A 26,817-nucleotide genomic window follows, 5' to 3' on the forward strand; every position below is an offset into this window, starting at 1 on the left:
TAAAGGTATTAGCGTGAACGTCTGGAGTGGGGATTAGATTGGGGGTAAATATCCGTAGGAAAACAGCGGTAAACAAACTTACCGCTGTATTTTTATCTATCCGCCCATCGCCTTAAACGGCGGTTTTGCAAGCCAAATGGTAATAATGAGACCAATAAATATCCAGCCACACAGCCAGAAGATATCATTAGCCGATATGATTAAACTCTGCGCAGAAACTTGTTGGTTGATATAGGTTGAAATTTGTTCTGTCGACAAACCTTGTGCCGCGAGTTGATGGTACATGGCCACACTATCAGGATTATACGCAGTAACCGATTCAGTCAATTGGGCATGGTGTAACGAAGCTCTATTGGCCCAAAGGGTTGTGGTAATAGAGGTACCAACCGAGCCAGCAAGGGTCCTAAAAAAGTTAGCCAGACTTGATGCTGACGCCAAACGATCACTTGGCAAACCGGATAAGGTTAGCGTTGTCAGTGGCATAAAGAAACAAGCTAAGGCGATACCTTGCACAAATTGTGGCAGCGCAAAAGTCATAAAACTACCGTCAACTTCAAAGGTATAAGCTCGCCAGAAAAAACACAACGAGAAAAACAGAAATGCGTTAGTAATAATCCAGCGAATATCAATGTAATCTGACACTTTAGCCACCGCAGCTGAAAATAAAATTGGTAATATACCAATTGGGGCGAGCGCGAGGCCTGACCAAGTTGCAGTGTAACTATAGACCTCTTGGAGTAACTGGGGTAGTAGTACGATAGCACCAAAGTAAGCCATATAAGCTAAACTTGTTGAGAGCGTACCAATCGAGAAATTACGGGATTTGAACAATGATAAATCCACGACAGGATTTTTATTATTCAGTTCCCAGATGACTAAAAAGGTCAGGGCGATAACCGCGATAATGGCTAGAGCGACAATCTGATCAGACGCGAACCAGTTAAGTTGTTGGCCTTTATCCAGAAATATTTGTAAACAGCCAACGCCAACGACTAATAGCGCTAAACCAATATAGTTGAGCGGTAATCTTGTCGTCATTGACTCCATTGGCTTTAACAGAAAACGGCCAATGATAACAACACTAATCCCGATAGGGATATTGATAAAGAATATCCAGCCCCAATCATAGTTATCACTGATATAACCACCAAAAATAGGCCCAAAGACCGGTGCTAAAATAATCGTCATGGACCATAAAGCTAACGCGATTTTTTGCAGTGCTGGCGGGTATCCTCTCAGCAAAATACTTTGTGACAATGGGATGACCGGACCGGCAACTGCGCCCTGAATAACTCTAAAAAAGAGCAACATCGCTAAACTATCAGAAATCCCACATAAGAATGAAAATAGGGTAAATAAGCCGGTCGCCCATAAAAAAACACGCACCTCACCATACCGTTTGGCAAGAAACCCCGTGATCGCAATAGAGATGGCATTCGATACCCCAAAGGAGGTGATGATCCAAGTGCCTTCTGTCGTCGACACGCCTAATGAACCAGAAATCGTTGGAATCGCCACGTTAGCAATGGTCGAATCTAACACCTGCATAAAGGTTGCCAGTGATAGCAAGATGGTCATTATAACGAGTTTGGCCCCTTTAAATGGTTGCATAGCTGCCATGCTACTGCTCCGCTGGCACGCGGTAAGTATTTTGCGTGATAATATCGCTAATCATTTGATTGACATCTTGTTGATTGAGTACTAACGCCTGACTTTCATAAAAAGGCTGCGTACGCTGGGTCGAAGCTAAAACGGGACCATTTTGATCGTGAGTATCTATGGTTACGGTTGTCGATAAACCGATACGTAATGGATACTTTTCAACTTGTTGCGGATCTAATTCAACTCTGACAGGCAGACGTTGAACCACCTTGATCCAGTTACCGGTCGCATTTTGCGCGGGTAATAGTGAAAATGCGCTACCCGTACCCATATTAATACCGATGACTTTACCACTATAAGTGACCTCGTCACCATAGATATCACTGACCACGCTGACCGGTTGACCAATACGGATATCTTGTAACTGCGTCTCTTTAAAGTTGGCATCAATCCAAATCGGTTGCTGTGGCACAATCACCATTAGCTGACTTTCTGAACTCACTTGTGTCCCGACCTCAACATTCGATCGGGCGACATAACCGGTAATAGGACTACGAATAGTGGTACGTTGTAAGGTGACCCAAGCTTGGCGAACATTATCGGCCGCTTGTTTCACCGCCGGATGATTAGCTAAACCCACACCGTGTAATAAAACCTGATTAGATAGATACTGCTGTGTGGCGATATCAACTTGTAATTGGGCAAGCTCCATCGTCTGCTTGGCATGTTGTAGCTCTTCAATTGATATATCATCTTTACGGCCTAACGCATAACGGCGATTATAATCTTGCGTAGCTTGGAGTAAACTAATTTGGTCAGATTTAATTTTTGCGGCGTATTCATCGGCTTCAATATAAAGCACTTGCGTTTGACGAACCGTATTAGCAAGCTCATCTTTGGCTTGTTGATAGGCTAGTTTAGCATCAGTATCATCTAACACTATAAGGATATCACCGGCTTTCACTAAATCGGTATTGATGTAGTTTACTTGGATGACTTTGCCCGATGTTTGCGCCACAACGGGCGATTGTACACCTGACACATACGCGTCATCGGTGGAGACTTCAAAGCGTAGCGCGACCAACCAGTAAACACCATAAGCTATGAAAAGGAAGATAAACACACCTGTCGCGATCAGTGTCCACGATTTCCGACGTTTTGGATTATCTACATTTGTAGTCTGATTTGTATCCATGAAAAATTAAAACCTCTGATGATTAGTATATTGCTTGTAAAAAGCCAATTAAATACCGCTATAATAGTTAGAAAATAGCGGAGATAATTAAATTTTTTATATTGTGGGGATTATTTAATCGTGAAGTAAGTGGGTTTACTAATTATTTACCGTAAAAAGTTGTTTTTTACGATAAGTAATGAAATAAGATTGACGCACGGATATTAAGCTGATTTTTTTCTATTTAATATCCCGTTTAAATGGTTTTTTTAACTAAATTGCATTTTTTTATTTTTAAAAATCAATTAATTAGAGCTTCTATCTTGCTTGATGACGTTAGTTATAAGTTGATAGTGCGAATCAAAATAGATTTCAATGTTACGGTGCTCAGTCATTATCTTGCGTTAACTATCATCCCCAAAATGCTGCGGATAAGTACAATCAATAGCTGCACTTATCCGACTTCCGATTTACCTGTTAGACATCAGACAAATCAACCGCTTACTTAGACTCATTCAGTGTGATGGCTGAGGTTTTAGTGATCGCTTCGCAATTCAGTCCATCACTGGCGATGCTTTTATCTTCGGGTAGAATCGATAGCATGGCATTGTTAATACCTTGAGTCCAAAGTTGCCAACCTTCGCCCACATAACGTGCACCATTAGCCGATTGAGCAATGTTTAATAAAAAGAGTTGATTTTGATAGTAGAGCACCGCTTGATCTTCATTAGGGTAGGCTGCCGTAAAACTTTGGCCATTATTACAAGAATAGGTCATGGTATCGGCAGCAATAGTAGAGTGACTGAATCCGATGGTGGTAAATAGCATCATGATACTGAGTAATTTTTTCATGGTTTGACTTCTCCTTGTTATTGATGAAAACAGTTGATGAAAACAGTTGATGAAAACAATTCATTGAAAACCGTTTATAGATTGAGCCGTGCTGGGGTGATCAATCAGGTGATAACTCTATAGAGCACAGTCTATGCTTGCTAAAAATAGAGTCAAGCAAATTGAATATTCACTCACTAAATCTTTAGTTTAATCTATACTTAGACATCTTATTGTTTTAGGTTATGCTATATTTACGTTGGAAATTTAATCTATTGGGATAACGTTGAAAAAATGCACTCGACGACTTTAGATATCAAAAAACTGAAACAGTTACAAATTGACACCGCAGCGCAAGTCATTCGCCACGATGATATTGATATCACACAGATTAAATTTATCGCTGGTACCGATGTGGGATTTGAAGAGCAAGGTCAGATTACCCGGGCGGCAATGGTGGTGTTTAGCTATCCTGAGTTAAAGGTTGTGGAGTTTAAAATTGCCCGTTCAGTCACTGAGTTTCCGTATATTCCAGGCTATCTATCTTTTCGTGAATATCCAACATTACTCAGAGTGTGGCACAGTCTGGAAAACAAGCCGGATCTGCTGTTGGTTGATGGGCAGGGTATTGCGCATCCAAGGCGCTTAGGGATTGCCAGCCATCTTGGGGTATTGCTTGATTTACCCACCATTGGGGTGGCGAAAAAACGCTTATGTGGCCAGCATATCCTTTTGCCGGAGGAAGTTGGTGCCGCTGTCGCATTAATGGATGAGCAGGAGCAGATTGGCTGGGTATTAAGAAGTAAGCTGCGCTGTAACCCTTTATATATTTCGATTGGCCATCGTGTTTCTGATCTCACGGCGTTGCAGCTGGTTAAAAGTTGCTTAAAAGGTTATCGTTTACCAGAACCAACGCGCTGGGCAGATGCGGTGGCTTCAAATAAAGCCCTGTTTAGTCGTTGGCTAAATCAACAGTAATATGATGCATAAAACCAATCACCGTTGATGTGGTGCCCTCGCAGTATATTGTCCGTCCGTCAAAGGGAAGATACGGATGCTTTTTTTGACGGTCTATTTTTAATATTGCTCTTTAGACAATTAGCCTAAACGAAATGGCTCGACCGACGGAGAAATTTCTTTTCATTTGTCCGTTCACTTTCTGCTCAGGAGGATTTAGAATAGGCGACTCCTTTTTTACTTATCTATTGAGTATCCTGTGCCATTTTCATCCTACTGCTTAGCCTTATTGGTTGTGATTATTTGGGCTTATAATAATATTGCTGTCAAAATGGGCGTTGGTGAGATTCCGCCGATGTTTTTAATCACTTTACGTTTTTTGGTTGTTGCTATTTTAGTTGTCCCCTTTACCCGAATTAAACGCGATCAAATAAAAACGCTCGTACTACTGGCCTTTACTTTCGGTTTTATCCATTTTGCTTTCTTATTCACCGGCTTATCTTATGCCAATGCGGGGATCAGTGCCATTTTGGTACAACTGGGGACGCCGTTTGCCATTATTATGGCTTGTTTTTTGTTAAAAGAGCCCTTAAAGATGAAACAGATTGTGGGCATTGTGATCTCCTTTATCGGTATTGTGGTGTTATCGGGGAGTCCAGAGATGCCCAGTGTGAAAGCCATTATCTTGCTATTAATTAGTGCCATGGGCTGGGCGTTAACCAATATTATTGTGAAAAAACAGGCAACACAAATTGCGCCTTTAACCTTAACAGGTTGGTTGTCTTTATTTGCGATTCCTATTGTCGGTTTAGCCTCGTTTATTTTTGAGTCAAATCAATTCGAATCTATACAACAAGCAACCTGGAAAGGCTGGAATGCGGTACTGTTTAGCGCGATTGCCTCTTCTATCGTGGCTTATTCGATTTGGTACTGGTTACTGAGAAAATATCCGATTAATAGTGTCGTGCCTTTTTCCCTGCTAAGTCCAGTTTTTGCGGTATTTTTTGGCGCCTTTATGCTGGGCGAATCATTGGATGGCGCAAAATTAGTTGGGGCTTTGTTAGTGGTGGCGGGTATTTTCTTCGCAATTATCGATATTAAAGCGTTATTGAGTAAGCGACGCCGGGCTATTTGAGATTACTTATCGACTAACAGGGTGGCGATAACGCGGCCCTTCGTCAAATCAGCCAGCCACTGCTGTAGTGTTGCAACATGTGCAGGGGGAATCTGTAGGCAGACATTGACCCCGCTGGCATCAAAATCAAGCTTATCGATGATAATCTCTAATGTACAAAGACGCTTCTCCAGAAGTGGCCATTGGTGATAATCACAATGAAATAGATAAATCTGCCTGTGAATCAAGGGATGTAACGGTGCTTGTTGTAAGCAGCGAGCCGCCGAGCCGCCATAGGCTCTTATCAGTCCACTGGCCCCCAGTTTAACACCCCCAAAAAAACGCGTCACGATAATGACTATTTGATCACAATCATTACCTTCTATGGCGCTGAGAATCGGTTTTCCGGCTGTGCCACTGGGCTCGCCATCATCATTAAAGCGATATTGTTGGCCGGCTTTCCATGCCCAGCAGTTGTGATTGGCCAGCGGCTGCTGATGGGCAGTAATAAAATTTTTTGCCTCTTCGCCATTGGCGATTGGCGCAGCATTCACAATAAAGCGGCTTTTTTTTATCTCCTCTTCAATCCGAAAGGGAGCCAGAAGTATTACTGCCATGAATAGGTTTGGGTTAGCCAAAAAGGCCTGTATGATAGCTCAATCCGCCAGGATTGTAAAAAATATCGTCTTGATAATATGACCCAGGTCTTATAAAGAGCGGATTCGTTAATCCGCCATACTATTTCGCTTTATATTTATAAGCATTATCGCTGTTTAAAACTCATATTATGCTAATTAAAATCACCCATATCACTGCGAATTTCAATATGCGACAGTAAAGAAAAAATTAGGGTACCACCGACAATATTTCCCAATAACGTAGGTATGGCAAATGGGTAAAGAATATCGATAAACGTTATGTTTCCGGTTAAAAATAGATAAAATATTTCGGTTGAACCGACCACAATGTGGGTAAAGTCGCCTAAGGCAATAATATAGGTAATAAGCACGATCACAATAAATTGACCATATTTAATATTGGCTAAAATCCAAACTAAGGTCGCAATCAACCACCCAGCAAAAATACCTTTACAAAACATCGCCCAAGCTGAATTTTGCATGACCTTTTGCCCTAGATCGATGAAAGCGCTTTTGACTTCAGGCGAAAAGGCCGGTAATTTGACTAAAGCTAAAGCCATGAGAAAGGTGCCAATCAAGTTACCCAGTAAGACTAATCCCCATAAGCGACCTAAGCGCATAAAGTTGCGCGATTTAGGCCGTGTCATTACTGGCAACACAGCGGTGACTGTATTTTCGGTAAATAGCTGCTGCTTAGCAAGGATAACCAGAACAAAACCGACAGTATAGCCAAAGCTAGCGATAAGATGGATATAAGGAAAATGAGGTAAAGCCGCCTGAAGTAAGGCTTTAGCTATCATTGAACTGCTCACGGTCAGCCCGGCAGCGATAGCTGAGATGAGTAGTGCGCTGGCATTACGATTCATCTCTTTATTACCTTCTCGCAGAATACGCTGATGAATAGCCGCTGATTTAGAGGGTAGCTTGCTCTCGTTGATATTATCAGACGTCTGGATATTAATCGTATCTGGCTGTGTTTTATCGACTTTGCTGGCTGTTTTCTGTTTTGCTGATTTCATCGTATTCCTACCTATTTATCTCAATTGAAAAATATGTTGACGAGTGATGTATCTCTATTACAGATTAGCTTAATAATCAAGTGATTAACAATCATAATGACCGCTTTTGCTATTTTTTTAATTGATGGTGTTGAGTTATAGACGTAATTTGTAGCATTACACTATGGCGTTAAGTTAACTAAAAGTCGATTTAATTGATTGAATCGACCAGATTAAAATCGCGGTTGTATAATAAACACTGCTCTAAATTGAGATTACTTCCACGCTAACAGAGTAGATTATTAATGATATCTAGTACTTGCTGTGGTTTTTCTGCATGCACATTATGATGGGCGCCATCCACAGTGAACAGTTTGGCTTGGGGAAACTGATCGATTATCGCCGATTGATATGCAGCGGTAATATAATCAGATAGACTGCCCTTAATAAAGCAAATCGGTTTATGACAAGGCATAATTTTTTGCCAACTGAACAGGTTGTCACTATGTTGTGCAATCGCGGCAAAATTGAATAGCCAATGATGCTGTTTGTAGGATTTTAATAAAAATTGCACGACAGGTTCAGGCAATCTTTGACGTAATAGCGTTAAGATTTGTGCTCTTTCTAAGTTTGGCTGACAAACTATCTCAGTTAAAGCATCGAATACGTCTTGATGGGTGTTTTGCTGATAAGTGATAGGCGCGATATCCAATACAAAGAGTTGTTTGATCGATTTAGGCGCGATATCAGCTAGTTTCATCGCGACTTTGCCTCCCATTGAGTGGCCGATAAGCGTGACATGTTCAAGTGATAATGATTCAATCAGTGCAGCAAGGTCTTGCGCCATTAGTGTATAATTCATCTCATCATCCCATGGTGATAAACCATGATTACGCAGATCAACAGAGATCGTTTGATAATGTGTTTGTAACGGGCGCGCTAAAACACCTAAATTGGCGAAACTACCCAATAAACCATGTAACAGGATAATCGGTTGACCTTGACCGGCAATTTCATAATGCAGTTGCATCTATGCGCTCTCTTAATTAAAAGATAAAAATAACGCGATTAATTTAGGTCAATATCAACCAAAATACAAGCGCAAATCCTGTAATAAATCATAATAACAGGCTATTGTTAGATATATTGTGCAACACACAGAGACAAACTTAAGCAAGTTAAATCATCGCCATGAGAAATTGTGCAGTCTGTTTGTAAATATCAAAATAGCCCATTCATCCTATCAAATTTGCCAGATTCCATTTGTCAGAATACAATACACAAGTGGTTATAAAATAAATAGAAAAGTTCAGAGACAAAATAATATCAACATGGCCATTGATGATGAGTATAAAAAATCAGTGCGAAAAGGCTTATTTTAGATGCATAATTGTTCGCTTTGTCCATGAAGATCAATCAATTATATTAAAAAAACATATCATCTATGATTAATACAAAACAAAAAATAAGAGAAAAATTACAGCTTAGGCCCGTCGGCCTTGAATCTTTGGATCAATTCAATGAACTATTACGTTATGTTTTTCAGGTCACTAATCGTGATTTAGAAGAGAGTGGCTATGAAGATGGTGAAATTGTTCGTGCTAAACGTCCGGTTTTACGCGATGCGGATGTGATTGGCTGGTTTAATGATGATCAGCTTGTTTCACAGCTCTGTATCTATCCCTGTAAGATCAATATTCATGGTAAAATTTTTGAAATGGCCGGTCTTACTGGCGTAGGTACTTATCCTGAATATGCCAATATGGGATTGATGCACGACCTGATTCGTGTCGCCCTCAACAAAATGCGAGAGAATCAGCAGTGGATATCCTATCTTTATCCCTATTCTGTGCCTTTTTATCGCAATAAAGGTTGGGAAATTTTCAGTGAACATCTGGTCTTCTCCATCAAAGATACCCAAATTCCTAAATATAAAGATGTGCCAGGTTTCGTTGAACGATTGAATATCGACGATCCTGACGTTATTACTGTTTACGATAACTATGCGTTGAACAATCATGGTTCCATGATTCGTAATCAGCTATCGTGGGATGAGTATTGGCGCTGGGAAAATGAAGAGGAGAGAACAGCAGCAGTCTATTATGATGCCAGCGGTAAGCCAATGGGGTATATTCTTTATTGGGTCGCTAAGGATATCTTTCATATCAAAGATATGCTGTATCTGAATCAGGAAGCGCGCAGAGGACTGTGGAATTTTATTTATGCCCATTTGTCTATGGTCGATAAAGTCAAAGGGAATATTTATCGCAATGAGCCGATTGCCTTTTTACTCGAAGATAGCCATATTCAGGAGTCAATCGAGCCTTATTATATGGCGCGGATAGTCGATGTTGAGGCTTTTTTGAAAGCGTATCCGTTTGAAGAGCTTGACAGCTATAAGCCGTTTCACTTCATCGTGACCGATCCGGTTGCTGAGTGGAATAATGGTATCTTTGGCGTCAGCTGGAATGAGCAAGGAGAAGTGCAGATCTCTCGCGAAGCTATTGGCGCCCCTGTTGAACTCTCTATTCAAACCTTAAGTGCCATGCTGATGAGTTTTCGACGTCCTGCCTATTTCTATAAATTAGAGCGCATTAAAACCCATTATAAGGTCTTACGGATTCTGGAAGAGCTCATTCCTAGCGATTCACCCTATTTTTCAGATTATTTCTAATACCGATAGATACCGATGAACTTATGTCTCATCGGTATCCGCTTTTCACTTCTCAGTCAGCCTTCTCTTCGCATGCGCATTGAGTTAAGTACATTATCTTTTTTAATGTAATGATGAAATAGCGCGGCCACCGCATGTAACAAGATTAATGCGATCATGATATAGGCGCCCCAAATATGGCTGGTATGGGCGATTGCCATTGTTTCGGATGAGAGATCCATCGCTGGAATCAGCCAGATATTAAAGAAGTTGATACCTTTTGCACCCATTAAAAAACCGGAGATAGGCAACATGAGTAGGAGTAAATAAAGCAGTTTTTGTGTGGAATTTGCGGCAAGTCGTAATAAATGGGCATTTGCTGGCAGTACTTCAGGGACACCTAATTTAATGTTAACCACAATACGAACAATGGTCATCATAAATACAATCACTGAGAGTGATTTGTGCAACATAAACACCTGACTTATGCCACCAAACAGCGGCGCCCAAAAATTGCGGCTAAGCGGCAGCACAATGATAAAGATGATCAGCAGTGCAGACAACCAATGAATGAGGATCTGAATGTGATGATAGCGCGGTAGGTGGGAGATTGAACTTTCCATGTCAAATGATTCCTTTTTCCGTCATGTTAAATGATAACTCTTTATTATTGCTGATTTAATCGGTGTAAGAAAATGATCAGCCGCAGTTATCATATCTTAGTTGTAAGATTAAACGCAATCGCGTAAGCAAAAAGTGTGAAGGAAGTTGAGACGGTGAGGTGATAGCTCATTATCAGCTTAAAAACGTTGGACTAAGCTGACGAATTTAATCTATGACAGAAAATAACTGGCAATGAGCAAATCGCACGATCCACTCATTGAGGTTAGTCAATTAATGTCCTGAAAAATCGACCAGTGTAAAACAGTTAATGCCCATCTGGGTTAACTTTTCTTTGCCGTCTAAGTCAGGTAGATCAATCACAAATGCTGCATGATGAGCCAGGCCGCCGGCTTTCTTGATCAGATTGGCTGTTGCCCCAACAGTCCCCCCAGTTGCCAAGAGATCATCAACGATTAAGACGTTATCATTGGGGCTGATCGCATCGGTATGAATTTCAAGTATATCTGAGCCATATTCGAGTTGATACTCCTCTTTAAAGACATGACGCGGTAATTTATTTGGTTTGCGAACCGGAATAAATGGTACATTCAACGCAAGAGCGATAGGAGCAGCAAAAATAAATCCTCGTGCTTCAGTCCCAACTACTTTATCAATCTTTTTATCACGATAATGTTCTACAAGCAGCTCAATGGTCAGCCGAAAAGCGGTAGGGTTTTGCAATAAGCTGGTAATATCCCGGAATAAGATGCCTTTTTTCGGATAATCGGGAATCGTGAGGATACTTTCTTTGATTAATGTTAACTTTTGCGCTAAAGAGGGCATTGGCGAATAATCCTTAATACTTAAATTTAAGGCCGCTATTATGCGCCATCCCATTGAAAAATGAAAATTAATTTCTTAGTCAAAAAGGTGTAAAAGTCATCAGATAAACGTTATCACCTCAATACCATGTAATACAATTGAGATGATTATTAGTATATACTAATACCATCAATCACAATCACACAATTAAGTTTACGCTTTTTATTATGGTTATTTCTTCCCGTCCAATTCAATCTAATGGCTTTACCTTTAAACGTTTTTTCGTTGCACATGACAAAAGTCCGATGAAAATCACCACTGATAGTGTATTACTGGCTGCGTGGGTTCCCTTAAATGACGATATTTCGCGGGTATTAGATATTGGCACTGGTTGTGGCGTGATTGCGTTAATGCTGGCTCAGCGTTTAGCTCATCTTGATTGTCAGATTGAGGCGATTGAGATAGATCCGCAGGCGGCTGAGCAGTGTCAGGAGAATAATCAACGTTCACCTTTTCGACCGATTCATGTCATTCAGGGGGATGTGATTAAATATGCCGATCAACAGCGCCATCGCTATGATTTGATTATCTCAAATCCGCCGTATTTCGCTGCGGCGGTTGCTTGCCGAGATACGGCACGTGAGCATGCGCGGTATACCACGTTACTGGATCATCAACAATTATTAACCTGCGCCACGGCGTTGCTAAAAGAGCGGGGCAGCTTTTGTTTAGTGCTGCCTTGGCATGGTTTAACCGATTTTATGGCAAAAGCCAAGCAGTTGGGCTGGTTTGCGAAAGCAATGACTGAGGTAAAGTATAACGAGAATAAATCTTTTTCTTTAGTTTTGCTCTGTTTAGTGCGGTATGCTTGCGATACGGCTGAAAACCAGCTATGTATGCGTCATAAGAATCATGACTATACTGATGAGTTTGCGGCTTTGTTGCAGGATTTCTATTTACGCTTTTAATCTTTACCGCACCATTAGGCTTGCAAATTCTAATTTTTCCGTATCTCATCGATGATAATCATCCTGATGATATCAGTCGGTTTATCTCTTTTGTGCGGATGGGCTGAAATAGGGTTAAGCAAAAGCAAGGTTAAATAAACAGAAATAGATACCCAAATGTGTTTGATTTTCGTAGAATAACTTTTAACCAGCTTAGCGGATGCATTATAAAATGCCTGTTATTTGATCTATTCAGTAGATAGGTAACATGACAATCAAATAGAACGTTACCTATCGTGGGATATCAGATCGTTGTCTTATTTCATTCACACATCATGGATTAACATAATAGAATAAGGATTATTGATGTTTAAATTATTTATAGATTGGTATCGTCGCTGTTTTAGTGATCCCAATGCAGTGGCATTGGCCGTCGTGCTAATACTGTTATTCATTACACTCTATTTTTTCCACTCTATTTTATCGCCGTTACTGATTGCTATTGTGCTCTCTTATTTACTCGAAAAACCGATTTTAATGTTAACTAATCGCGGCATTTCACGCACTTTTGCGGTCTTGATTGTGTTACTGCTATTTATTGCGATTGTGTTGCTCTCCATGGCTTTTCTGGTGCCGCTGATTTGGCAACAAGTGGTCGGGTTAGTCAGTAATTTGCCCACCATGTTGACCTCGCTCAATAGCTTCTTATCGACGCTACCTGAGCGATATCCAGAGCTATTAAGCGTCGATTTATTTGATGCGATTATCAATAGCTTAAAAAGTCGTCTGGCACAGACCAGTAATACGATTGTGCAGTTTTCAATTGCCTCTCTGCTGAGTTTTATCTCGGTGATAGTCAATGCGGTACTGGTGCCGATTATTATGTTTTTTCTACTTAAAGATAAGAAAATGATCATGGATTACTGCTTACGTTTTTTACCGCAAAATCGTAAACTGATGCGAAAAGTGGCTAATGAGATGAATCAACAAATTAGTAATTATATTGTCGGTACCTTTTTACAGGTATTAATCCTCAGTATCATGCTCTATATTCCATTCTGGTTTTTTGGTTTAGATTATGCACTATTACTGGCTATTATGGTGGGATTAGCGGTAATCATTCCCTATATCGGCATTATTATTGCCACGATTCCAATAATTTTAATCGCGCTGTTTCAGTTTGGCGTGAGTCCCGAATTTGGCTATTTAATGGCCTGTTATTTTATGATTCAGTTGATTGACGGTAATATTGTGGTGCCAGTGCTGTTTTCTGAAGCACTTGATCTGCATCCAATCGTGATTATTCTTGCTATTATTATCTTTGGTGGACTATGGGGATTTTGGGGAATCTTCTTCTCAATCCCTTTAGCGACCTTAGTCAAAGCGATTATTAATGTCTGGCCCATCAAAGGGGCAGCGTCACCCAAAGCTGCCGATTAACGTAATCATCATAATCAATGATCCAAAAAATTAACGCCCTTTAACATGATGCTAAAGGGCGTTTTTATTATTACTGATTAGGTTAATGCTGGTTTGTGATAAACCCGTAAACGGATTTTAAACGCTGTTGCGACTCGTTAGGATTGAGCGAGTCGCGCTTTATCGTTGGTTATTTTATTTGCCTGTATTGGGTTCGGTTTCACAAGCGTTAAAAATATCTAAATTAGGTTGATAGAGTGACGTTTTCACATTAAAAATGCCCAATAATGAGTGAAATAAATTGTCATGTGAGAACGACTCTTGACTACCGCGTTGCTGCATACAAGCGAGCTGAATGCCTTTTTGCTGAATAAAATTATCTGATAACCAAACAAAGAACGGGATATGGGTCTGTTCTTTTGGTGCAACGGAGTAGGGCATACTATGTAAATAAATGCCATTCTCGCCTAATGATTCACCGTGATCAGACATATACATGACAATCAAATTGTACTTGTCATCATACTTTTTAAGTAACTCAATAGTCTGTTTTAACACATAATCGGTGTAGACAATCGTATTATCATAGGTATTGATTAAGGCCTGCTGATCACAATTATTAATCTCATTGGTATCGCAAGTCGGTTGAAACGTTTTAAACTGATCCGGATAACGTCGAAAATAGGTTGGTCCATGGCTGCCTATCATATGAAGCGTGATTAGGGTGTCTTTATTGTGCCCATCAAGATTATCGATATATTTATCGAGGTCATTGAGTAGCGCTTGATCATAGCAGTAGCCATTTTTACACAGCTCAGGATCATTCTTATATATCTCGGTCACATTTTCTGTTTCTATGCGCTTACAAACACCTTTACAGCCATCATCATTATCGCGCCACAGCAGATTAACGCCGGTCGCTTTCAATATATCAAGGATATTGGTTTGATGTGCCGCGCTAATCGGATCATATTGTGAACGCGTCATATTCGAAAACATACAAGGTACGGAGTAAGCGGTAAAGGTACCACAGGAAGAAGTTTGGCTAAAATTAATGCCATTTTTTTCCTGGCTAAGATAGGGATTGGTCGGTTTTTCGTAGCCATTGAGAGCGAAGTTTTGTGCTCTGGCTGTTTCACCCACCAGCAGCACCATCAAGGTTTTTTTCCCATTATCATAGGCTTGCGGTATCCGATAAGCATCTTCACCGATGGTGATAAAAGGCATATTGGAGACTTTAATATATTGATACTGTTTATAGATGGCCGCGATATAGTTAGAGGGCAATAGATAGCGAATTAAGGTCTCATTATTGCGAAAGAAGGTCGCGTAGTTTTTATATAAACAAAAAGCGATGAGGCCTATCATGAAAAAGGAACCGACAATACTCACGATTCTACGCAGTAAATAGGGTATTACGCGTCCGATTGGCTTAACCTTTAACAAGATAACGATGAGTGCTGGAATTAGACCTAACAATACGATATACATGATTAATGACGGCGTAATAAGAGCGGCACTTTCAGCCTGATTAGTTTCTAAAGCATTTTGCAACATATCACGATCAATAACGATCTTAAAGGTACTGATAAAGTAGGTGAGGGGAGCTCCGATCAGAATAAATAAAATACCGACCAGCTTAATCAAACGAGGAAATAGGGCGACATTAAGCACAGCAAATACCACGCAAAAAATCACGACCGGCATCGAGAGTAGAAAGAAAAAGTCAGTCGTTCCCTCAATTTTTAACAAAGAAAAAACTTGTTTATAGTAGCCAAGATTGAGTAAGGTTGCTTGATAAAGCGCAATTAAAGCAGCTAAGGTGGCTGTACTGATAGGATATCGTTTGAATAGAGCAATATTTTTTAGTTTTAATAAATTCATGATGGGCTAATTCCTTGGTAAAGCCGGCGTCAAATAATAGAAAGCAAGGGTTGCTGAGAAGATTTAAACACAATTTAGTCTGTTTGAATATGACAATCCAACATATTAGCTACAAAGAAAATAATGATGTCGGTTTCGCCTAAAACACCTTCAAATTACGATGTTTTCACCAGCAGAGACGAGATTAAACCGTCAATCTCACCTTTGACAAAAGATGGCTAGCTGATGTGTAACGCCATCATGGCTTCAAATCGTCACTTAATTTATCTCAGCACAGGCCATCTTAAAAAACTAAGACAGTTTTGCTGATTTTTAGACAAATAAAAAGGCGAAATGTTTCGCCTTTTTTGACTGTTTGGCTTTTTATTTTGCCGAACACGCTTTTAAATAGTTGAGAACGACTTCATGGTGGTTACTGGTTTTAAAGTCATTAAAGACTTTTTCAATGATACCTTGGCTATCGATTAAGAATGAAACACGATGAATACCATCATAAGTTTTACCCATAAACTCTTTTTGTCCCCAAACGCCAAATTGTTCGGCAACAATATGCTGTTCATCCGATAGCAGTTCAAAATTGAGCAGCTCTTTTTCCATAAAACGAGAAAGCTTGTCTGGATTATCTGTACTGATACCAATGATAGCCACATTATATTTTTTTAACTCATCAAAATTATCGCGTAAATTACATGCCTGAACTGTGCAGCCTGGTGTCATGGCTTTCGGATAAAAATAGACAAGCACTCGTTGTCCTTTATATTCATCCAAACTGATAAGTTCACCGTCTTGATCTGGAAGCGAAAATTGGGGGGCTTTCTCACCTTCCAATAGTGGTTTAAACATAGAGTACCTTATATCCGTTAACATTGTTTTGAGTTAAATTAAAAATTCACTTATTTTCAAAGTGTGGCAAAAAAGCGATTTGCAGCATCAATGGTTTTATTGATGTCTTCTTCCGTGTGAGCAAGTGACATAAACCCAGCCTCAAAAGCCGATGGCGCGAAGTATATACCGTTATTTATCATATGATGAAAGAGTTTTTTAAATAATTTAACATCACAAGTCATGACATCTTGATAAGTGCTCACTTTTGAAGCATTTGTAAAGAAGAAACCAAACATGGCGCCTGCTTGATTAAAGACGAGTGGCACACGATATTTCTTAGCAGAGGAGATAAAACCGTCGGCGAGCATCTGAGTCAGATCAGTTAAATGCTCATAAACACCTACTTGAGTGAGCTGCGTTAAACACGCATAACCAGCCGCCATCGCGATGGGATTACCCGATAGCGTGCCGGCTTGGTAGATTGGACCTGTTGGCGCAAGTTGCATCATGATATCACGACGACCACCAAAAGCCCCGACCGGCATGCCACCACCAATGATTTTACCTAAACAGGTCAGATCCGGCTCAACCTGATAGTAATCTTGTGCGCCACCTAGTGCAACACGAAAACCCGTCATCACTTCATCGATAATCAGTAGAGCGCCATATTGGTCACATAATATTCTTAAACCTTGCAAGAACTCCGGCTCAGCAGGAATACAGTTCATATTACCGGCAACCGGTTCGATAATAATACAGGCAATATCATCTGGATATTGTTCGAAGGCGCGTTGCACTGAGGCTAGATTATTATAATCACAAACCAAGGTATGCTTAACAAAATCAGCCGGTACACCAGGCGAAGTTGGATGACCAAATGTTAATGCACCCGAGCCGGCTTTGACTAATAGATAATCAGCATGACCATGATAACAGCCTTCAAATTTGATAATTTTATCGCGATGCGTAAAGCCACGTGCGACGCGAATCGCGCTCATGGTTGCTTCGGTACCTGAATTGACCATACGCAGCATTTCAATTGATGGCATTAACTCTGTGACGAGCTCGGCGAGTTCCACTTCTTTGGCCGTGGGGGCGCCAAAGCTTAAGCCATTTTTTAAGGCTTTTTCTACTGCTGTCGTGATAACGGGATTATTGTGACCTAAAATCATCGGTCCCCATGATCCCACATAATCGATATAAGCGTGACCATCAACGTCATAAATATAGGCACCCTCAGCACGGTCAATAAAAAGCGGTGTGCCGCCGACGCCATTAAACGCTCTTACCGGTGAATTTACGCCACCAGGCATAATCGTCAACGCTTCCTGATAGAGTTGTTCTGATTTATTTATCATGCTGAATATCCTTGAATATAGGGGGGTAATCGTCAATCGATAGTATGATAGACCGGATAAGAAGAATCATACGTTAAGTGCACTGGCATGATGATTTATCATAAATTGAGAAGACGCTTTTTCAAAACAACGTATTTATCCATAAAATTATTATAAATTCAAGTGTTATTGATAGATAAAATATGCGCTAAATCAATCGAAAGATTTTATATGCTGATTCAGCATAGACAGCTGTCGCATCATTCATCGGATAGCTTGGTGCTTCACGGTCAAAGCAAAGCAAGTCAATGAGGGGTATTTATCCTAGCTGATAGTCAATAATAAAGGTGGACTTAGCCAATCACGCTACTGATGATGTTATCCGTCAAGAAAGCACTCATTTATCAAGTCATCAAATGATGCGGACGATCGAAATCGGCTATTTTTTGCTGATTAAAATTAGTTTATAATGGTGCGTTAATGATAAATAAGAGTCGAGAATTTTATGAGCGATGCATTACCCTTACAGTTTACTGACGCAGCGGCCAATAAAGTGAAAACCCTAGTGATGGAAGAAGAGAATCCGGCGCTAAAACTCCGTGTCTATATTACTGGCGGTGGTTGCAGTGGTTTTCAGTATGGTTTCACTTTTGATGAAAAAAGTAATGAAGACGATATGGTCATTGAAAAGAATGGCGTTCAGTTAGTCGTTGACCCGATGAGCTTACAATATTTGGTCGGCGGTGTTATTGACTATGTTGAAGGTTTGCAGGGTTCCCGTTTTATCGTGGATAATCCGAATGCTAAAACAACTTGCGGTTGTGGTTCATCATTTAGCGTCTAATTATTTATGGCAAATGGTTGCCATTTTAAGCGCATCATATTATATTTATGCTACATCAACATTGATTGATGGCATTCTCAGGGCGGGGTGTAAGTCCCCACCGGTGGTAAAGCCCACGAGCGCTTATTATGATAGTAATAAGGTCTAGCAGATTTGGTGAAACTCCAAAGCCGACAGTGATAGTCTGGATAGAAGAGAGTTGCTTAATCATTTTATTATGTAATTTGATCTCTTTTTTAAGCGCTAGCCCTGGTTCTGGTATAAGTTAATTTTTAGAGGTTTTACCATGAATCAGTCTCCTAATCATAGCTTTAATTTATCTGAATTTGGCAATCCGATTGAACGGGTTGAACAAGCACTACACTCACTGCGTCAAGGAAACGGTGTTCTCGTCTTAGATGATGAAGATCGTGAAAATGAAGGTGATATCATCTGGGCAGCTCAAACGATTACACCCGAGCAAATGGCACTGACTATTCGATACGGTAGTGGTATTGTCTGTTTATGTTTACCCAAAGCCCGTTGTGAAGCCTTAGATTTACCCATGATGGTTGCGCATAACACCAGTAAAAACCAAACCGCTTTTACCGTCAGTATTGAAGCGGCAGAGGGCGTTACTACAGGGGTGTCGGCCGCCGATCGTGTCACCACCATTAAAGCAGCAACCGCTGAGCACGCTAAACCGTCTGATTTAAGTCGTCCAGGGCACGTTTATCCTTTGGTGGCGAGTGAAGGTGGCGTATTTACGCGTCGTGGACATACTGAAGCAACCGTTGACCTTGTGCGCATGTCGGGATTTAGTCCAGCAGGTGTATTATGTGAACTCACCAATGATGACGGCACGATGGCCAGAGCGCCTGAAGTGGTTGAATTTGCCAAACGACACCAAATGCCGGTTGTGACGATTGAAGATATTGTTGCGTATCGTCAACATAATAATCTTTAATCAACACCGTTTCCATTCACCTCGATCGATGATTGAGGTGAATCAAGTTGAATATCAATGCACCGGTAATCGTGTGCTTTAGCTTAAGCTACTCAGCCAGCTGATCGAACCAACTCTCTAAGATAATCACGGCAGATGCGGCATCGACTCGACCTTTTTGCAGTCCCCGATAACCACTCGTTTCGAAAATATAGGATTTGGCTTCAACCGTGGTCAGACGTTCATCTTGTAAATGGACTTGATAACCAAAGCGACCATGTAAACGGGCGGCAAATTTGCGTGCTCTGATTGTCAGCGGTTGTTCTGTACCATCCATATTCAGCGGTAAACCTACCACCAGATAATCAGGTTGCCACTCTTTTAGCATATGGTCTATTTTCTGCCAATCGGGCACGCCGTCTCTAGCCTTAAATGCCTGCAGTGGACGCGCTGTTTTAGTGATATCTTGACCAATCGCCACGCCAATACTGCTGGTACCAAAATCAAAGCCAATAATCGTCGCCATTATGCATTCCCTAATAACGAGGAAATGGTATTGATATTCACGCCTAGCTTTTTCGCTGCACTTTGCCAGCGTGTTTCAATCGGTTCATCAAAGATGATCTGTGGATAGGCTGGAGAGACCAGCCAGTCGTTATTGATAATCTCTTTTTCCAACTGGTTTTCTTGCCATCCGGCATAGCCGAGCGCCAGCAGAATATTATCTGGTTGCTGCTTGGATCCAATTGAACGCAACAGATCTAAAGATGTAGTAATCATAATATCGTCAGAGATACGAATACTTGAGGCAAAATTTTCTTGTGGTGTGTGTAGAATAAAACCTTGCTCTTCGGCCAGTGGACCGCCGATAAAAACCGGTTGCTCCATTTCTGCACAAAGTTTGTATGGGGTGATATCGAGACGGGCCAATACCGTCTCAACGTTTAAATCGTCAATCGATTTATTAATCACAATGCCCATGGCACCTTCATGACTATGTTCACAAATATAAACAACAGATTGCTCAAAAATAGCATCCTGCACCTTAGGCATGGCGATTAAAAAATGATTTTTTAAATTCATAATCTCTGGAGTCTAACTTTTCATAGCTTTAATTTGTTGTTCGATAGCATTAAATAACATACCGGTAATCGATAGTTCTGGATGCGCATCTTCTATCTGGCAAAGGCAGGTTGGGCTGGTGACATTAATTTCAGTTAATTTGTCACCAATAATATCTAACCCGACAAACATTAAGCCTTTTTGTTTTAAAACTGGCGCAATCGACTCAGCAATCACTTTATCTTGCACGGTTAAAGCGCGAACTTCACCATGTCCACCCGCAGCTAAATTGCCACGTGTTTCACCCTGTTTCGGTATCCGTGCCAGACAGTAAGGCACCACTTGACCATCAACAATTAAGATGCGCTTATCGCCATTTTTAATCTCTGGGATATAATTTTGTGCCATACAGTAACGATGATTATGTTCGGTGAGCGTTTCAATAATCACGGATAAGTTAGGATCATCTTGTTTGATTCTAAAAATAGACGCCCCGCCCATACCATCAAGCGGTTTCAAAATGATATCACCATGTTCCTGATGGAAATCACGCAGTAATTGCGTCTGTCTGGTCACCAGTGTGGCCGGGGTAAATTCAGCAAACCAGGCGGTAAACAATTTCTCGTTACAATCACGTAAACTTTGCGGTTTATTGACCACTAGCGTACCGCGATTTTCAGCGCGTTCAAGCATATAGGTAGCGTAAATATATTCGGTATCAAAAGGGGGATCTTTACGCATCAAAATCACATCGAGGTCGCTGAGTGGTATGCTCTGTTTTTCGTGGAAATCAAACCAGTGATTTTTATCTTTTTGTACCGTTAAGCGGGTGGTGGTGGCAAAGGCTTCGCCTGCATTTAAAAATAGATCGTTCATTTCCATATAATGGATTTCATAGCCGCGTTTTTGCGCTTCCAGTAACATCGCGAAGCTGGTATCTTTTTTAATATTAATTTTCGCGATAGGATCCATTACTATACCTAGTTTAATCATGATAACTCCTTAACCAAGATCACCAAATTTTGTTTGTAAAGCGGTTATTGCCGTTAATGCGGCAGTTTCAGTGCGTAATATTCGCGGGCCGAGTAACATACCCATAAAACCCTGTTTTTCAGCCTGACTAATTTCTAAGTCAGATAATCCGCCTTCAGGGCCAATTAATAAGTGAATATTATTACTATGAATTTCAAGCGTATTGATAGACTGTGTTGCGCGAGGATGTAAATTGAGCTTCAATCCTTCAGCTAAATCGCTACACCATTGTTCCACATTCATGGCGGGTTTGACAACCGGAATTTGATTTCTACCGCACTGTTCACAAGCAGATATCACGATCTTTTGCCATTGCTGAATTTTTTTACTCAGTCGGTCATCATCGAGTCGAACGCCGCAGCGTTCAGAAAATAGCGGGGTGATCGTATTCACACCAAGCTCAACAGATTTTTGAATGGTAAAATCCATTTTATCCCCGCGCGAGATCACTTGTCCAAGGTGGATATTTAACGGCGACTCCCGATTATCAAACTGACCCGCACCGACTGCAACGATAGCCTGTTTTTTAGTGATGCTCTCGAGTGTAGCTTGAAAGGTATAATTTGTCCCATCAAATAGTGTCAGTATGTCGCCTTCTTTCATGCGTAAGACACGGACGACATGATTAAAAGCCTCATCGTCTAGTGTTAACTGGCTATTCTCGGTTATCGTTGAAGTGTGAAAGATTCTGGTCATGGCTGGTTTTAAAGTTATTGGATAAAGTTGCTCATCATTATAACTGAAATTTCCATTCTATATAGGTTTAACCCTAGTCTGGATTAAAATAACTGCAAAGATACTGGTCACAAGTGGCTTGACTTAACATATAATAGGCCAATTCGATTGGTTAATTTAGTCAGGTAACAGGATGAGTGATAAAGTATTAATTGAAGGGCTTACTGTCTTTACGACTATTGGTGCTTATGATTGGGAACAGACGATCAAGCAAAAATTAGTGCTGGATATCGAAATGGATTGGGAAAATCGTTTAGCCGCCCAAAGTGATGATGTCACATTTTGTCTGGACTATGCACACGTCAGTGAGGCAGTGATTCAGTTCTTAACCGATAATCGTTTCGTGCTGATTGAGCGGGTTGCAGAAGATGTTGCACAGCTTATTATTGAAGGCTTCTCGGTGCCTAAAGTTAGAATTAAAGTCAGCAAGCCGGGAGCGGTTGCAATGGCCAATAATGTTGCGGTCAGCATTAAAAGAGAGCAAAAAAGAAAACGCAGCGATTAAGTAAGTTAGTATTTAATCAGCCTTTTTTATGATTTCGGCAAAGCACGTTCTATGTCGGCAGGATTTTGCAGTCCAGCGCCATTTTCTGTCTCCTCTCTAGCATTTGCATCTTGGCGCGGTAACGTATACATAATCATCTATCTATGCTGTAAAAATAGGGGTATCTCCTCGTATTGATTTGGTGTTGCTTGCTATTGGTGACGATGGCCGTGGTTGGTTTATGCACAACATATTGATTGGATAGCGGCGATGGCTAGGTTTAAATTACGCCACTGAAACAGACATTAGCGATTTAGTGAGGCGCATTTGAGTTGGCTGATAAATCGTAAGATGAGCCGCCACAGTTATTCAAATCGACTGATTTGGCTGAAGAGAGGGATAGGACACGAGTTCAATTGATTAAAATGGCACAAAGCCTTAGCTTTTAAACCAATCATTGCCGGTATTGATAATAGTGGCAAAGTTGATTGAGTGGACAATTTTGACAGCTAGGTGTGGCTTTACAGTAGTCTTTACCTTGACGGATAATGAGGGCATGAAACTCGTTACAGATGGTCAGGCTGAACGCTTGACCCAGCGCTAGTTCTATCTGTAATTGAAAAGCGGCATATTGTTTAGCTACCGCGAAACCTATGCGTTCGAACAGTCGACCGGTATAAGTATCAATAATAAAAAAGGGTTTATCAAATGCATAGACTAACATACAATCGGCCGTTTCCGGGCCAATTCCCTTTAAGCTGAGCAGTATCGCTCTGAGCTGCACACCATTTATCTGCTTAATCTGCTCAATATCGCCGTCATACTGCATAAACCAGTGTGTAAATTGCAAAATACGTTGGGCTTTTTGATTATGATAACCGCTGGGGCGAATCAGGCTGGCCAAGTCTTCTTGGCTCAACGATAAGATCTTGGCTGGTGTAATGGGGTGTTTTAAATTGGCCAAGGCTTTTTCGACATTTTGCCAATTGGTATTCTGAGTTAAAATCGCCCCAATTAACATTTCATAATTATTATTGGCCGGCCACCAGGCTTGTGGACCAAAGGCGTTATATAGCCGCTGATAGACATCAATGACCGTTATCTTCATTTAATCACGCCGCGCTAAATGGATAATTGGAAAAGGGTGACCGCAGCTATCAAGTTCATTGCGGCCTTTTACCACAAAACCTTGGGCCAGATAAAATGCCAGTGCAGAGGGATTTTGCTCATTGACATCAATACTCAATTTGGGGTGCTGGCTTAGGGCGAATTCCAGTAACTGCTTGCCAATACCTTGACGAAAACAGCGGCTATCGACAAATAACATCTCGATATGCTGAGGAGTCCAGCCAATAAAACCGGAGATCTGTTTGGCTGAATCAACGGCAACGTAAATATCCATAGCGGATAAGTACTTGTCACGAATCTCGGCGAAATAGAAATCGATGTCTTGCTGGCTAAGAAAATGGTGCGTGGCTTTGACCGACCTGTGCCAAACTTGCATCAGTTCATCGGTATCTTGTGGTTGAAAAGGCCGGATAATCATATTCAATGCTGGATAAACCTATTTAAGTATTTAGTGAAATTTGGCTCTCATTTCTGAGAGGCAACCATACAATGACGCCGTATTATCTGCCAGTTTATTCGGCTATAGTATGACAGATTTTATCGTTTTAAGCATCATCAATCCTAATCGGTTTAAAACATCATAGTCTGAAAAAACAGATATCCGTTTTTAGTTAAGTCGGTTTAATGTTAATCTGATGACTCATCAAGCTCTTCTGACTTTATAAAGGAACAATAATGAAAAAAAGACTTTGTCTGATACTGCTATTGGCGACGATAGCACAAGTTCAGGCTAAACCTTATGAAGATATTATCGCGTCAAAGGTCATTCGCATCGGTGTGCCTGGTGACTATGCACCGTTGGCTTTTGTCGATAGGCAGGGACAGTTAGTCGGATTTGATATCGATATGGCAAAAAGTTTCGCTAAGTCACAGGGCTTGACGCCGCAGTTTGTGATCACCAGTTGGCCTACATTATCGGCCGATTTAACCAATGATAAATATGATATTGCTATGGGCGGGATAACTTATACGCCAGAGAGAGCTAAACAGTTTTTACTCTCAGGCGAAGTGGTGACCAATGGCAAGGTCGCTTTAGCTGCTTGTCAGTCAGTGGGTAAAGTGAGTAGTTTAGCTGCAATAAATCAACCACAAGTCAAGGTTGTCGTCAATCCCGGTGGTACGAATGAAACGTTTGTTAATCAACATATTCAACAAGCTGAAGTGATTCGGGTAAAGAATAATATTGATAATTTACAAGCGTTACGGGATAAACGTGCCGATATGATGGTCACGGATCTGATTGAGGCTAACTACTATCAGCATAATGAACCCGGTATTTTATGTTTAGGGACGCCAAAGCCTTTTGCCGGCACTGAAAGTTTTAAAGTTTACATGACTCAGAAAGAGAATATTCGTTTAATGGATGAGATTAATCATTGGATACCGACCTCAGATAAGTCGGCTTTGGCCAATAAATGGGGTATCTCTTTAGAATTGCCTAAATAATTGCCAATAAAATCACGGATATTGGTTCATCTGCATCCTTATACTCAAGATCGGATACCGAGATAATGACGTCCGGTACAATAGCAACAGTAAAGCATCAGGCTAATTTTATTTTCTTGAATGAGATTAAAGATTTAATCAAGATAATTTACCTTATTAGCTAAACTGATTATGCTAAATAAACCTTAATTTCTTGGATATTAGCTCGCTATGTTAAATATTGTTATCGGGTTGTTTCCCGCCTTAATGTGGGGAATTTTACCTATTTTGCTGACCAAAATTGGTGGGCAACCCATTCATCAAATGGTTGGTACAACGCTGGGTGCACTGGCTGTTGCTATCGTTATTTTCTGCTTTACCTATTCGCAAGTTCATTTTACCTGGCTAGTTGTTCTTTTATGTTTTGTCTCAGGGCTATTTTGGAGTATCGGCCAGATTAACCAATATCGCGCTTTCAATATGATCGGGGTTTCACAAACCATGCCGCTTTCAACTGGCCTGAACCTGATCTCTAACTCCCTATTTGGCGTGATAGTATTCGGTGAATGGGCGACGACGACAAAGCTTATTCTCGGTTTTTCGGCTATTTGTGTAATTATTATTGGCGTCTCTTTTACCTCATATCAACAAGAACGCTCAAACAAAGAAGCAAAAAAATTTAAAAAAGGCATTTGGATTTTACTGTTATCGACGATTGGTTATGTGGGTTACGCCACGTTACCTAATTTTACTCATGCAAATGGCTGGACAACTTTTTTACCCCAAGTTAGCGGCATGGTAGTCGGTACTTTCATTCATGCATTGTTTGAACCAAAGGAGCGTAACATTCTGCAACGAGAGTCCTGGCTTAATTTAGTTAGTGGGATGGTCTTTTCATTAGGTGCGCTTGGTTATTTGATCTCTTTACAATCAAATGGGGTTGCGATTGGTTATACGTTGTCACAGATGGGGGTGGTGCTATCGACTATTGGTGGCATACTATTTTTGCATGAGAAGAAAAATCATAAAGAGACGCTGTTTATGATAATGGGTTTAGTGCTTATCTGTATTGGCGGCGTGCTGATAGGTTTAACTAAATGATCTCGCTGTTTGATGTTTAGAGAGATGATTAAATCGAACCAACGGCTGGTATTGTCAGTGTATGATACTCGGCCTTGCTCAGGCCTGATTTACTTTCGCTTAGATAGCGTTTAGAATAATGAAGTTCTCAACGGGGTGCCTAAAGCTGAGAGTTGTTTTACAGCAAGTTAAAACATAACCCGTCGAACCTGAACCGGCTAATACCGGCGGAGGGATTTGAGAGTGTTGAAAGTCTATTTGTGCTTCATAACCTCAAACCTTTTGCCTAATCTTTATT

At 40.7% G+C, this 26,817-nt stretch carries 27 protein-coding genes and 2 riboswitches; of the genes, 10 read left to right on the top strand and 17 right to left on the bottom strand.

The features are described 5' to 3' along the window. Nucleotides 1-96 precede the first annotated feature (96 nt). The 3 genes from RHO15_06035 to RHO15_06045 all read right to left on the bottom strand — a co-directional run bounded on the left by RHO15_06035 (nucleotide 97) and on the right by RHO15_06045 (nucleotide 3,628). The gene (locus RHO15_06035) at nucleotides 97-1,620 is read right to left on the bottom strand and encodes a DHA2 family efflux MFS transporter permease subunit (GenBank protein WVD63041.1); all 1,524 of its coding nucleotides are present in this window, start codon (nucleotides 1,618-1,620) and stop codon (nucleotides 97-99) included. A gap of 1 nt (nucleotide 1,621) precedes the next feature. Next, on the bottom strand, nucleotides 1,622-2,797 hold the full coding sequence (locus RHO15_06040; protein ID WVD63042.1) for an HlyD family secretion protein: 1,176 nt from the start codon (nucleotides 2,795-2,797) through the stop codon (nucleotides 1,622-1,624). Between the two features lie 480 nt (nucleotides 2,798-3,277). Continuing rightward, on the bottom strand, nucleotides 3,278-3,628 hold the full coding sequence (locus RHO15_06045; GenBank protein WVD63043.1) for an MliC family protein: 351 nt from the start codon (nucleotides 3,626-3,628) through the stop codon (nucleotides 3,278-3,280). 273 nt (nucleotides 3,629-3,901) lie between these two features. On the opposite strand from RHO15_06045, the gene nfi reads away from it, so the two are divergent. Then, a complete protein-coding gene (gene nfi / locus RHO15_06050; protein ID WVD63044.1) occupies nucleotides 3,902-4,585 on the top strand; it encodes a deoxyribonuclease V in 684 nt (227 codons plus the stop codon). A gap of 238 nt (nucleotides 4,586-4,823) precedes the next feature. Next, entirely contained in the window at nucleotides 4,824-5,699 is an 876-nt protein-coding gene (locus RHO15_06055) for an EamA family transporter (protein WVD63045.1), read from the top strand. 2 nt (nucleotides 5,700-5,701) lie between these two features. Here the strand turns inward: RHO15_06055 and RHO15_06060 are convergent, their stop codons facing one another. The 3 genes from RHO15_06060 to RHO15_06070 all read right to left on the bottom strand — a co-directional run bounded on the left by RHO15_06060 (nucleotide 5,702) and on the right by RHO15_06070 (nucleotide 8,344). Next, nucleotides 5,702-6,295 carry a YigZ family protein gene (locus tag RHO15_06060; GenBank protein ID WVD63046.1) on the bottom strand — a complete coding sequence of 198 codons (594 nt, stop codon included), beginning with the start codon at nucleotides 6,293-6,295 and terminating at the stop codon, nucleotides 5,702-5,704. A 173-nt stretch (nucleotides 6,296-6,468) separates the two neighbouring features. Further along, nucleotides 6,469-7,335: a formate/nitrite transporter family protein gene (locus RHO15_06065; GenBank protein WVD63047.1), complete on the bottom strand. Its 867-nt coding sequence runs from the start codon at nucleotides 7,333-7,335 to the stop codon at nucleotides 6,469-6,471. 265 nt (nucleotides 7,336-7,600) lie between these two features. Beyond that, entirely contained in the window at nucleotides 7,601-8,344 is a 744-nt protein-coding gene (locus RHO15_06070) for an alpha/beta fold hydrolase (GenBank protein ID WVD63048.1), read from the bottom strand. A 414-nt stretch (nucleotides 8,345-8,758) separates the two neighbouring features. Between RHO15_06070 and RHO15_06075 the strand changes: the two genes are divergently transcribed. Further along, entirely contained in the window at nucleotides 8,759-9,988 is a 1,230-nt protein-coding gene (locus RHO15_06075) for a GNAT family N-acetyltransferase (GenBank protein ID WVD63049.1), read from the top strand. A 56-nt stretch (nucleotides 9,989-10,044) separates the two neighbouring features. On the opposite strand, the gene RHO15_06080 is transcribed toward RHO15_06075, so the two are convergent. Together RHO15_06080 and apt are read right to left on the bottom strand one after the other, a co-directional pair. After that, nucleotides 10,045-10,590, bottom strand: coding sequence for a cytochrome b (locus tag RHO15_06080; protein WVD63050.1), 546 nt, complete (start codon nucleotides 10,588-10,590; stop codon nucleotides 10,045-10,047). Between the two features lie 271 nt (nucleotides 10,591-10,861). Then, nucleotides 10,862-11,413: an adenine phosphoribosyltransferase gene (gene apt, locus RHO15_06085; GenBank protein WVD63051.1), complete on the bottom strand. Its 552-nt coding sequence runs from the start codon at nucleotides 11,411-11,413 to the stop codon at nucleotides 10,862-10,864. 206 nt (nucleotides 11,414-11,619) lie between these two features. Here apt and RHO15_06090 point away from each other — a divergent pair, with 206 nt between their 5' ends. Continuing rightward, the gene (locus tag RHO15_06090) at nucleotides 11,620-12,360 is read left to right on the top strand and encodes a methyltransferase (protein ID WVD63052.1); all 741 of its coding nucleotides are present in this window, start codon (nucleotides 11,620-11,622) and stop codon (nucleotides 12,358-12,360) included. A gap of 345 nt (nucleotides 12,361-12,705) precedes the next feature. Continuing rightward, on the top strand, nucleotides 12,706-13,779 hold the full coding sequence (locus tag RHO15_06095; protein ID WVD63053.1) for an AI-2E family transporter: 1,074 nt from the start codon (nucleotides 12,706-12,708) through the stop codon (nucleotides 13,777-13,779). 174 nt (nucleotides 13,780-13,953) lie between these two features. On the opposite strand, the gene eptA is transcribed toward RHO15_06095, so the two are convergent. The 3 genes from eptA to hemL form a co-directional block, all read right to left on the bottom strand. Then, nucleotides 13,954-15,642: a phosphoethanolamine transferase EptA gene (eptA, locus tag RHO15_06100; protein WVD63054.1), complete on the bottom strand. Its 1,689-nt coding sequence runs from the start codon at nucleotides 15,640-15,642 to the stop codon at nucleotides 13,954-13,956. 363 nt (nucleotides 15,643-16,005) lie between these two features. Next, entirely contained in the window at nucleotides 16,006-16,485 is a 480-nt protein-coding gene (bcp, locus tag RHO15_06105) for a thioredoxin-dependent thiol peroxidase (GenBank protein ID WVD63055.1), read from the bottom strand. Between the two features lie 56 nt (nucleotides 16,486-16,541). Then, on the bottom strand, nucleotides 16,542-17,822 hold the full coding sequence (gene hemL, locus RHO15_06110) for a glutamate-1-semialdehyde 2,1-aminomutase (GenBank protein ID WVD64979.1): 1,281 nt from the start codon (nucleotides 17,820-17,822) through the stop codon (nucleotides 16,542-16,544). Nucleotides 17,823-18,309: 487 nt separating this feature from the next. Here hemL and erpA point away from each other — a divergent pair, with 487 nt between their 5' ends. Both erpA and ribB read left to right on the top strand, forming a co-directional pair. Further along, nucleotides 18,310-18,648: an iron-sulfur cluster insertion protein ErpA gene (erpA, locus tag RHO15_06115; GenBank protein WVD63056.1), complete on the top strand. Its 339-nt coding sequence runs from the start codon at nucleotides 18,310-18,312 to the stop codon at nucleotides 18,646-18,648. 69 nt (nucleotides 18,649-18,717) lie between these two features. After that, a riboswitch (FMN riboswitch) is annotated at nucleotides 18,718-18,852 on the top strand. A gap of 82 nt (nucleotides 18,853-18,934) precedes the next feature. Beyond that, the gene (gene ribB, locus RHO15_06120; protein ID WVD63057.1) at nucleotides 18,935-19,594 is read left to right on the top strand and encodes a 3,4-dihydroxy-2-butanone-4-phosphate synthase; all 660 of its coding nucleotides are present in this window, start codon (nucleotides 18,935-18,937) and stop codon (nucleotides 19,592-19,594) included. 88 nt (nucleotides 19,595-19,682) lie between these two features. Here ribB and ruvX read toward each other — a convergent pair whose 3' ends face one another. Genes ruvX through rsmE form a run of 4 tightly spaced genes read right to left on the bottom strand, consistent with a single transcriptional unit; the run spans nucleotide 19,683 to nucleotide 22,363 of the window. Continuing rightward, entirely contained in the window at nucleotides 19,683-20,102 is a 420-nt protein-coding gene (gene ruvX / locus RHO15_06125) for a Holliday junction resolvase RuvX (GenBank protein WVD64980.1), read from the bottom strand. Beyond that, nucleotides 20,099-20,656 carry a YqgE/AlgH family protein gene (locus RHO15_06130; protein WVD63058.1) on the bottom strand — a complete coding sequence of 186 codons (558 nt, stop codon included), beginning with the start codon at nucleotides 20,654-20,656 and terminating at the stop codon, nucleotides 20,099-20,101. Before RHO15_06130 ends, ruvX begins: the two co-directional genes overlap by 4 nt. 12 nt (nucleotides 20,657-20,668) lie before the next feature. Further along, nucleotides 20,669-21,628: a glutathione synthase gene (gshB, locus tag RHO15_06135; protein ID WVD63059.1), complete on the bottom strand. Its 960-nt coding sequence runs from the start codon at nucleotides 21,626-21,628 to the stop codon at nucleotides 20,669-20,671. Nucleotides 21,629-21,637: 9 nt separating this feature from the next. Beyond that, nucleotides 21,638-22,363: a 16S rRNA (uracil(1498)-N(3))-methyltransferase gene (gene rsmE, locus RHO15_06140; GenBank protein ID WVD63060.1), complete on the bottom strand. Its 726-nt coding sequence runs from the start codon at nucleotides 22,361-22,363 to the stop codon at nucleotides 21,638-21,640. 172 nt (nucleotides 22,364-22,535) lie between these two features. On the opposite strand from rsmE, the gene folB reads away from it, so the two are divergent. Continuing rightward, entirely contained in the window at nucleotides 22,536-22,907 is a 372-nt protein-coding gene (gene folB / locus RHO15_06145) for a dihydroneopterin aldolase (GenBank protein ID WVD63061.1), read from the top strand. Nucleotides 22,908-23,340: 433 nt separating this feature from the next. On the opposite strand, the gene RHO15_06150 is transcribed toward folB, so the two are convergent. Both RHO15_06150 and RHO15_06155 read right to left on the bottom strand, forming a co-directional pair. After that, nucleotides 23,341-23,994, bottom strand: coding sequence for a hypothetical protein (locus RHO15_06150; GenBank protein ID WVD63062.1), 654 nt, complete (start codon nucleotides 23,992-23,994; stop codon nucleotides 23,341-23,343). Then, on the bottom strand, nucleotides 23,995-24,432 hold the full coding sequence (locus RHO15_06155; protein ID WVD64981.1) for a GNAT family N-acetyltransferase: 438 nt from the start codon (nucleotides 24,430-24,432) through the stop codon (nucleotides 23,995-23,997). A gap of 257 nt (nucleotides 24,433-24,689) precedes the next feature. On the opposite strand from RHO15_06155, the gene RHO15_06160 reads away from it, so the two are divergent. Together RHO15_06160 and RHO15_06165 are read left to right on the top strand one after the other, a co-directional pair. Further along, on the top strand, nucleotides 24,690-25,460 hold the full coding sequence (locus RHO15_06160) for a transporter substrate-binding domain-containing protein (protein WVD63063.1): 771 nt from the start codon (nucleotides 24,690-24,692) through the stop codon (nucleotides 25,458-25,460). Nucleotides 25,461-25,670: 210 nt separating this feature from the next. Then, nucleotides 25,671-26,540, top strand: coding sequence for a GRP family sugar transporter (locus tag RHO15_06165; protein WVD63064.1), 870 nt, complete (start codon nucleotides 25,671-25,673; stop codon nucleotides 26,538-26,540). Between the two features lie 121 nt (nucleotides 26,541-26,661). Further along, a riboswitch (TPP riboswitch) is annotated at nucleotides 26,662-26,773 on the top strand. The last annotated feature ends 44 nt before the right edge of the window (nucleotides 26,774-26,817 follow it).

It is taken from the genome of Orbaceae bacterium lpD01, assembly GCA_036251705.1.
Taxonomy (GTDB): Bacteria; Pseudomonadota; Gammaproteobacteria; order Enterobacterales; family Orbaceae; genus Utexia; species Utexia brackfieldae.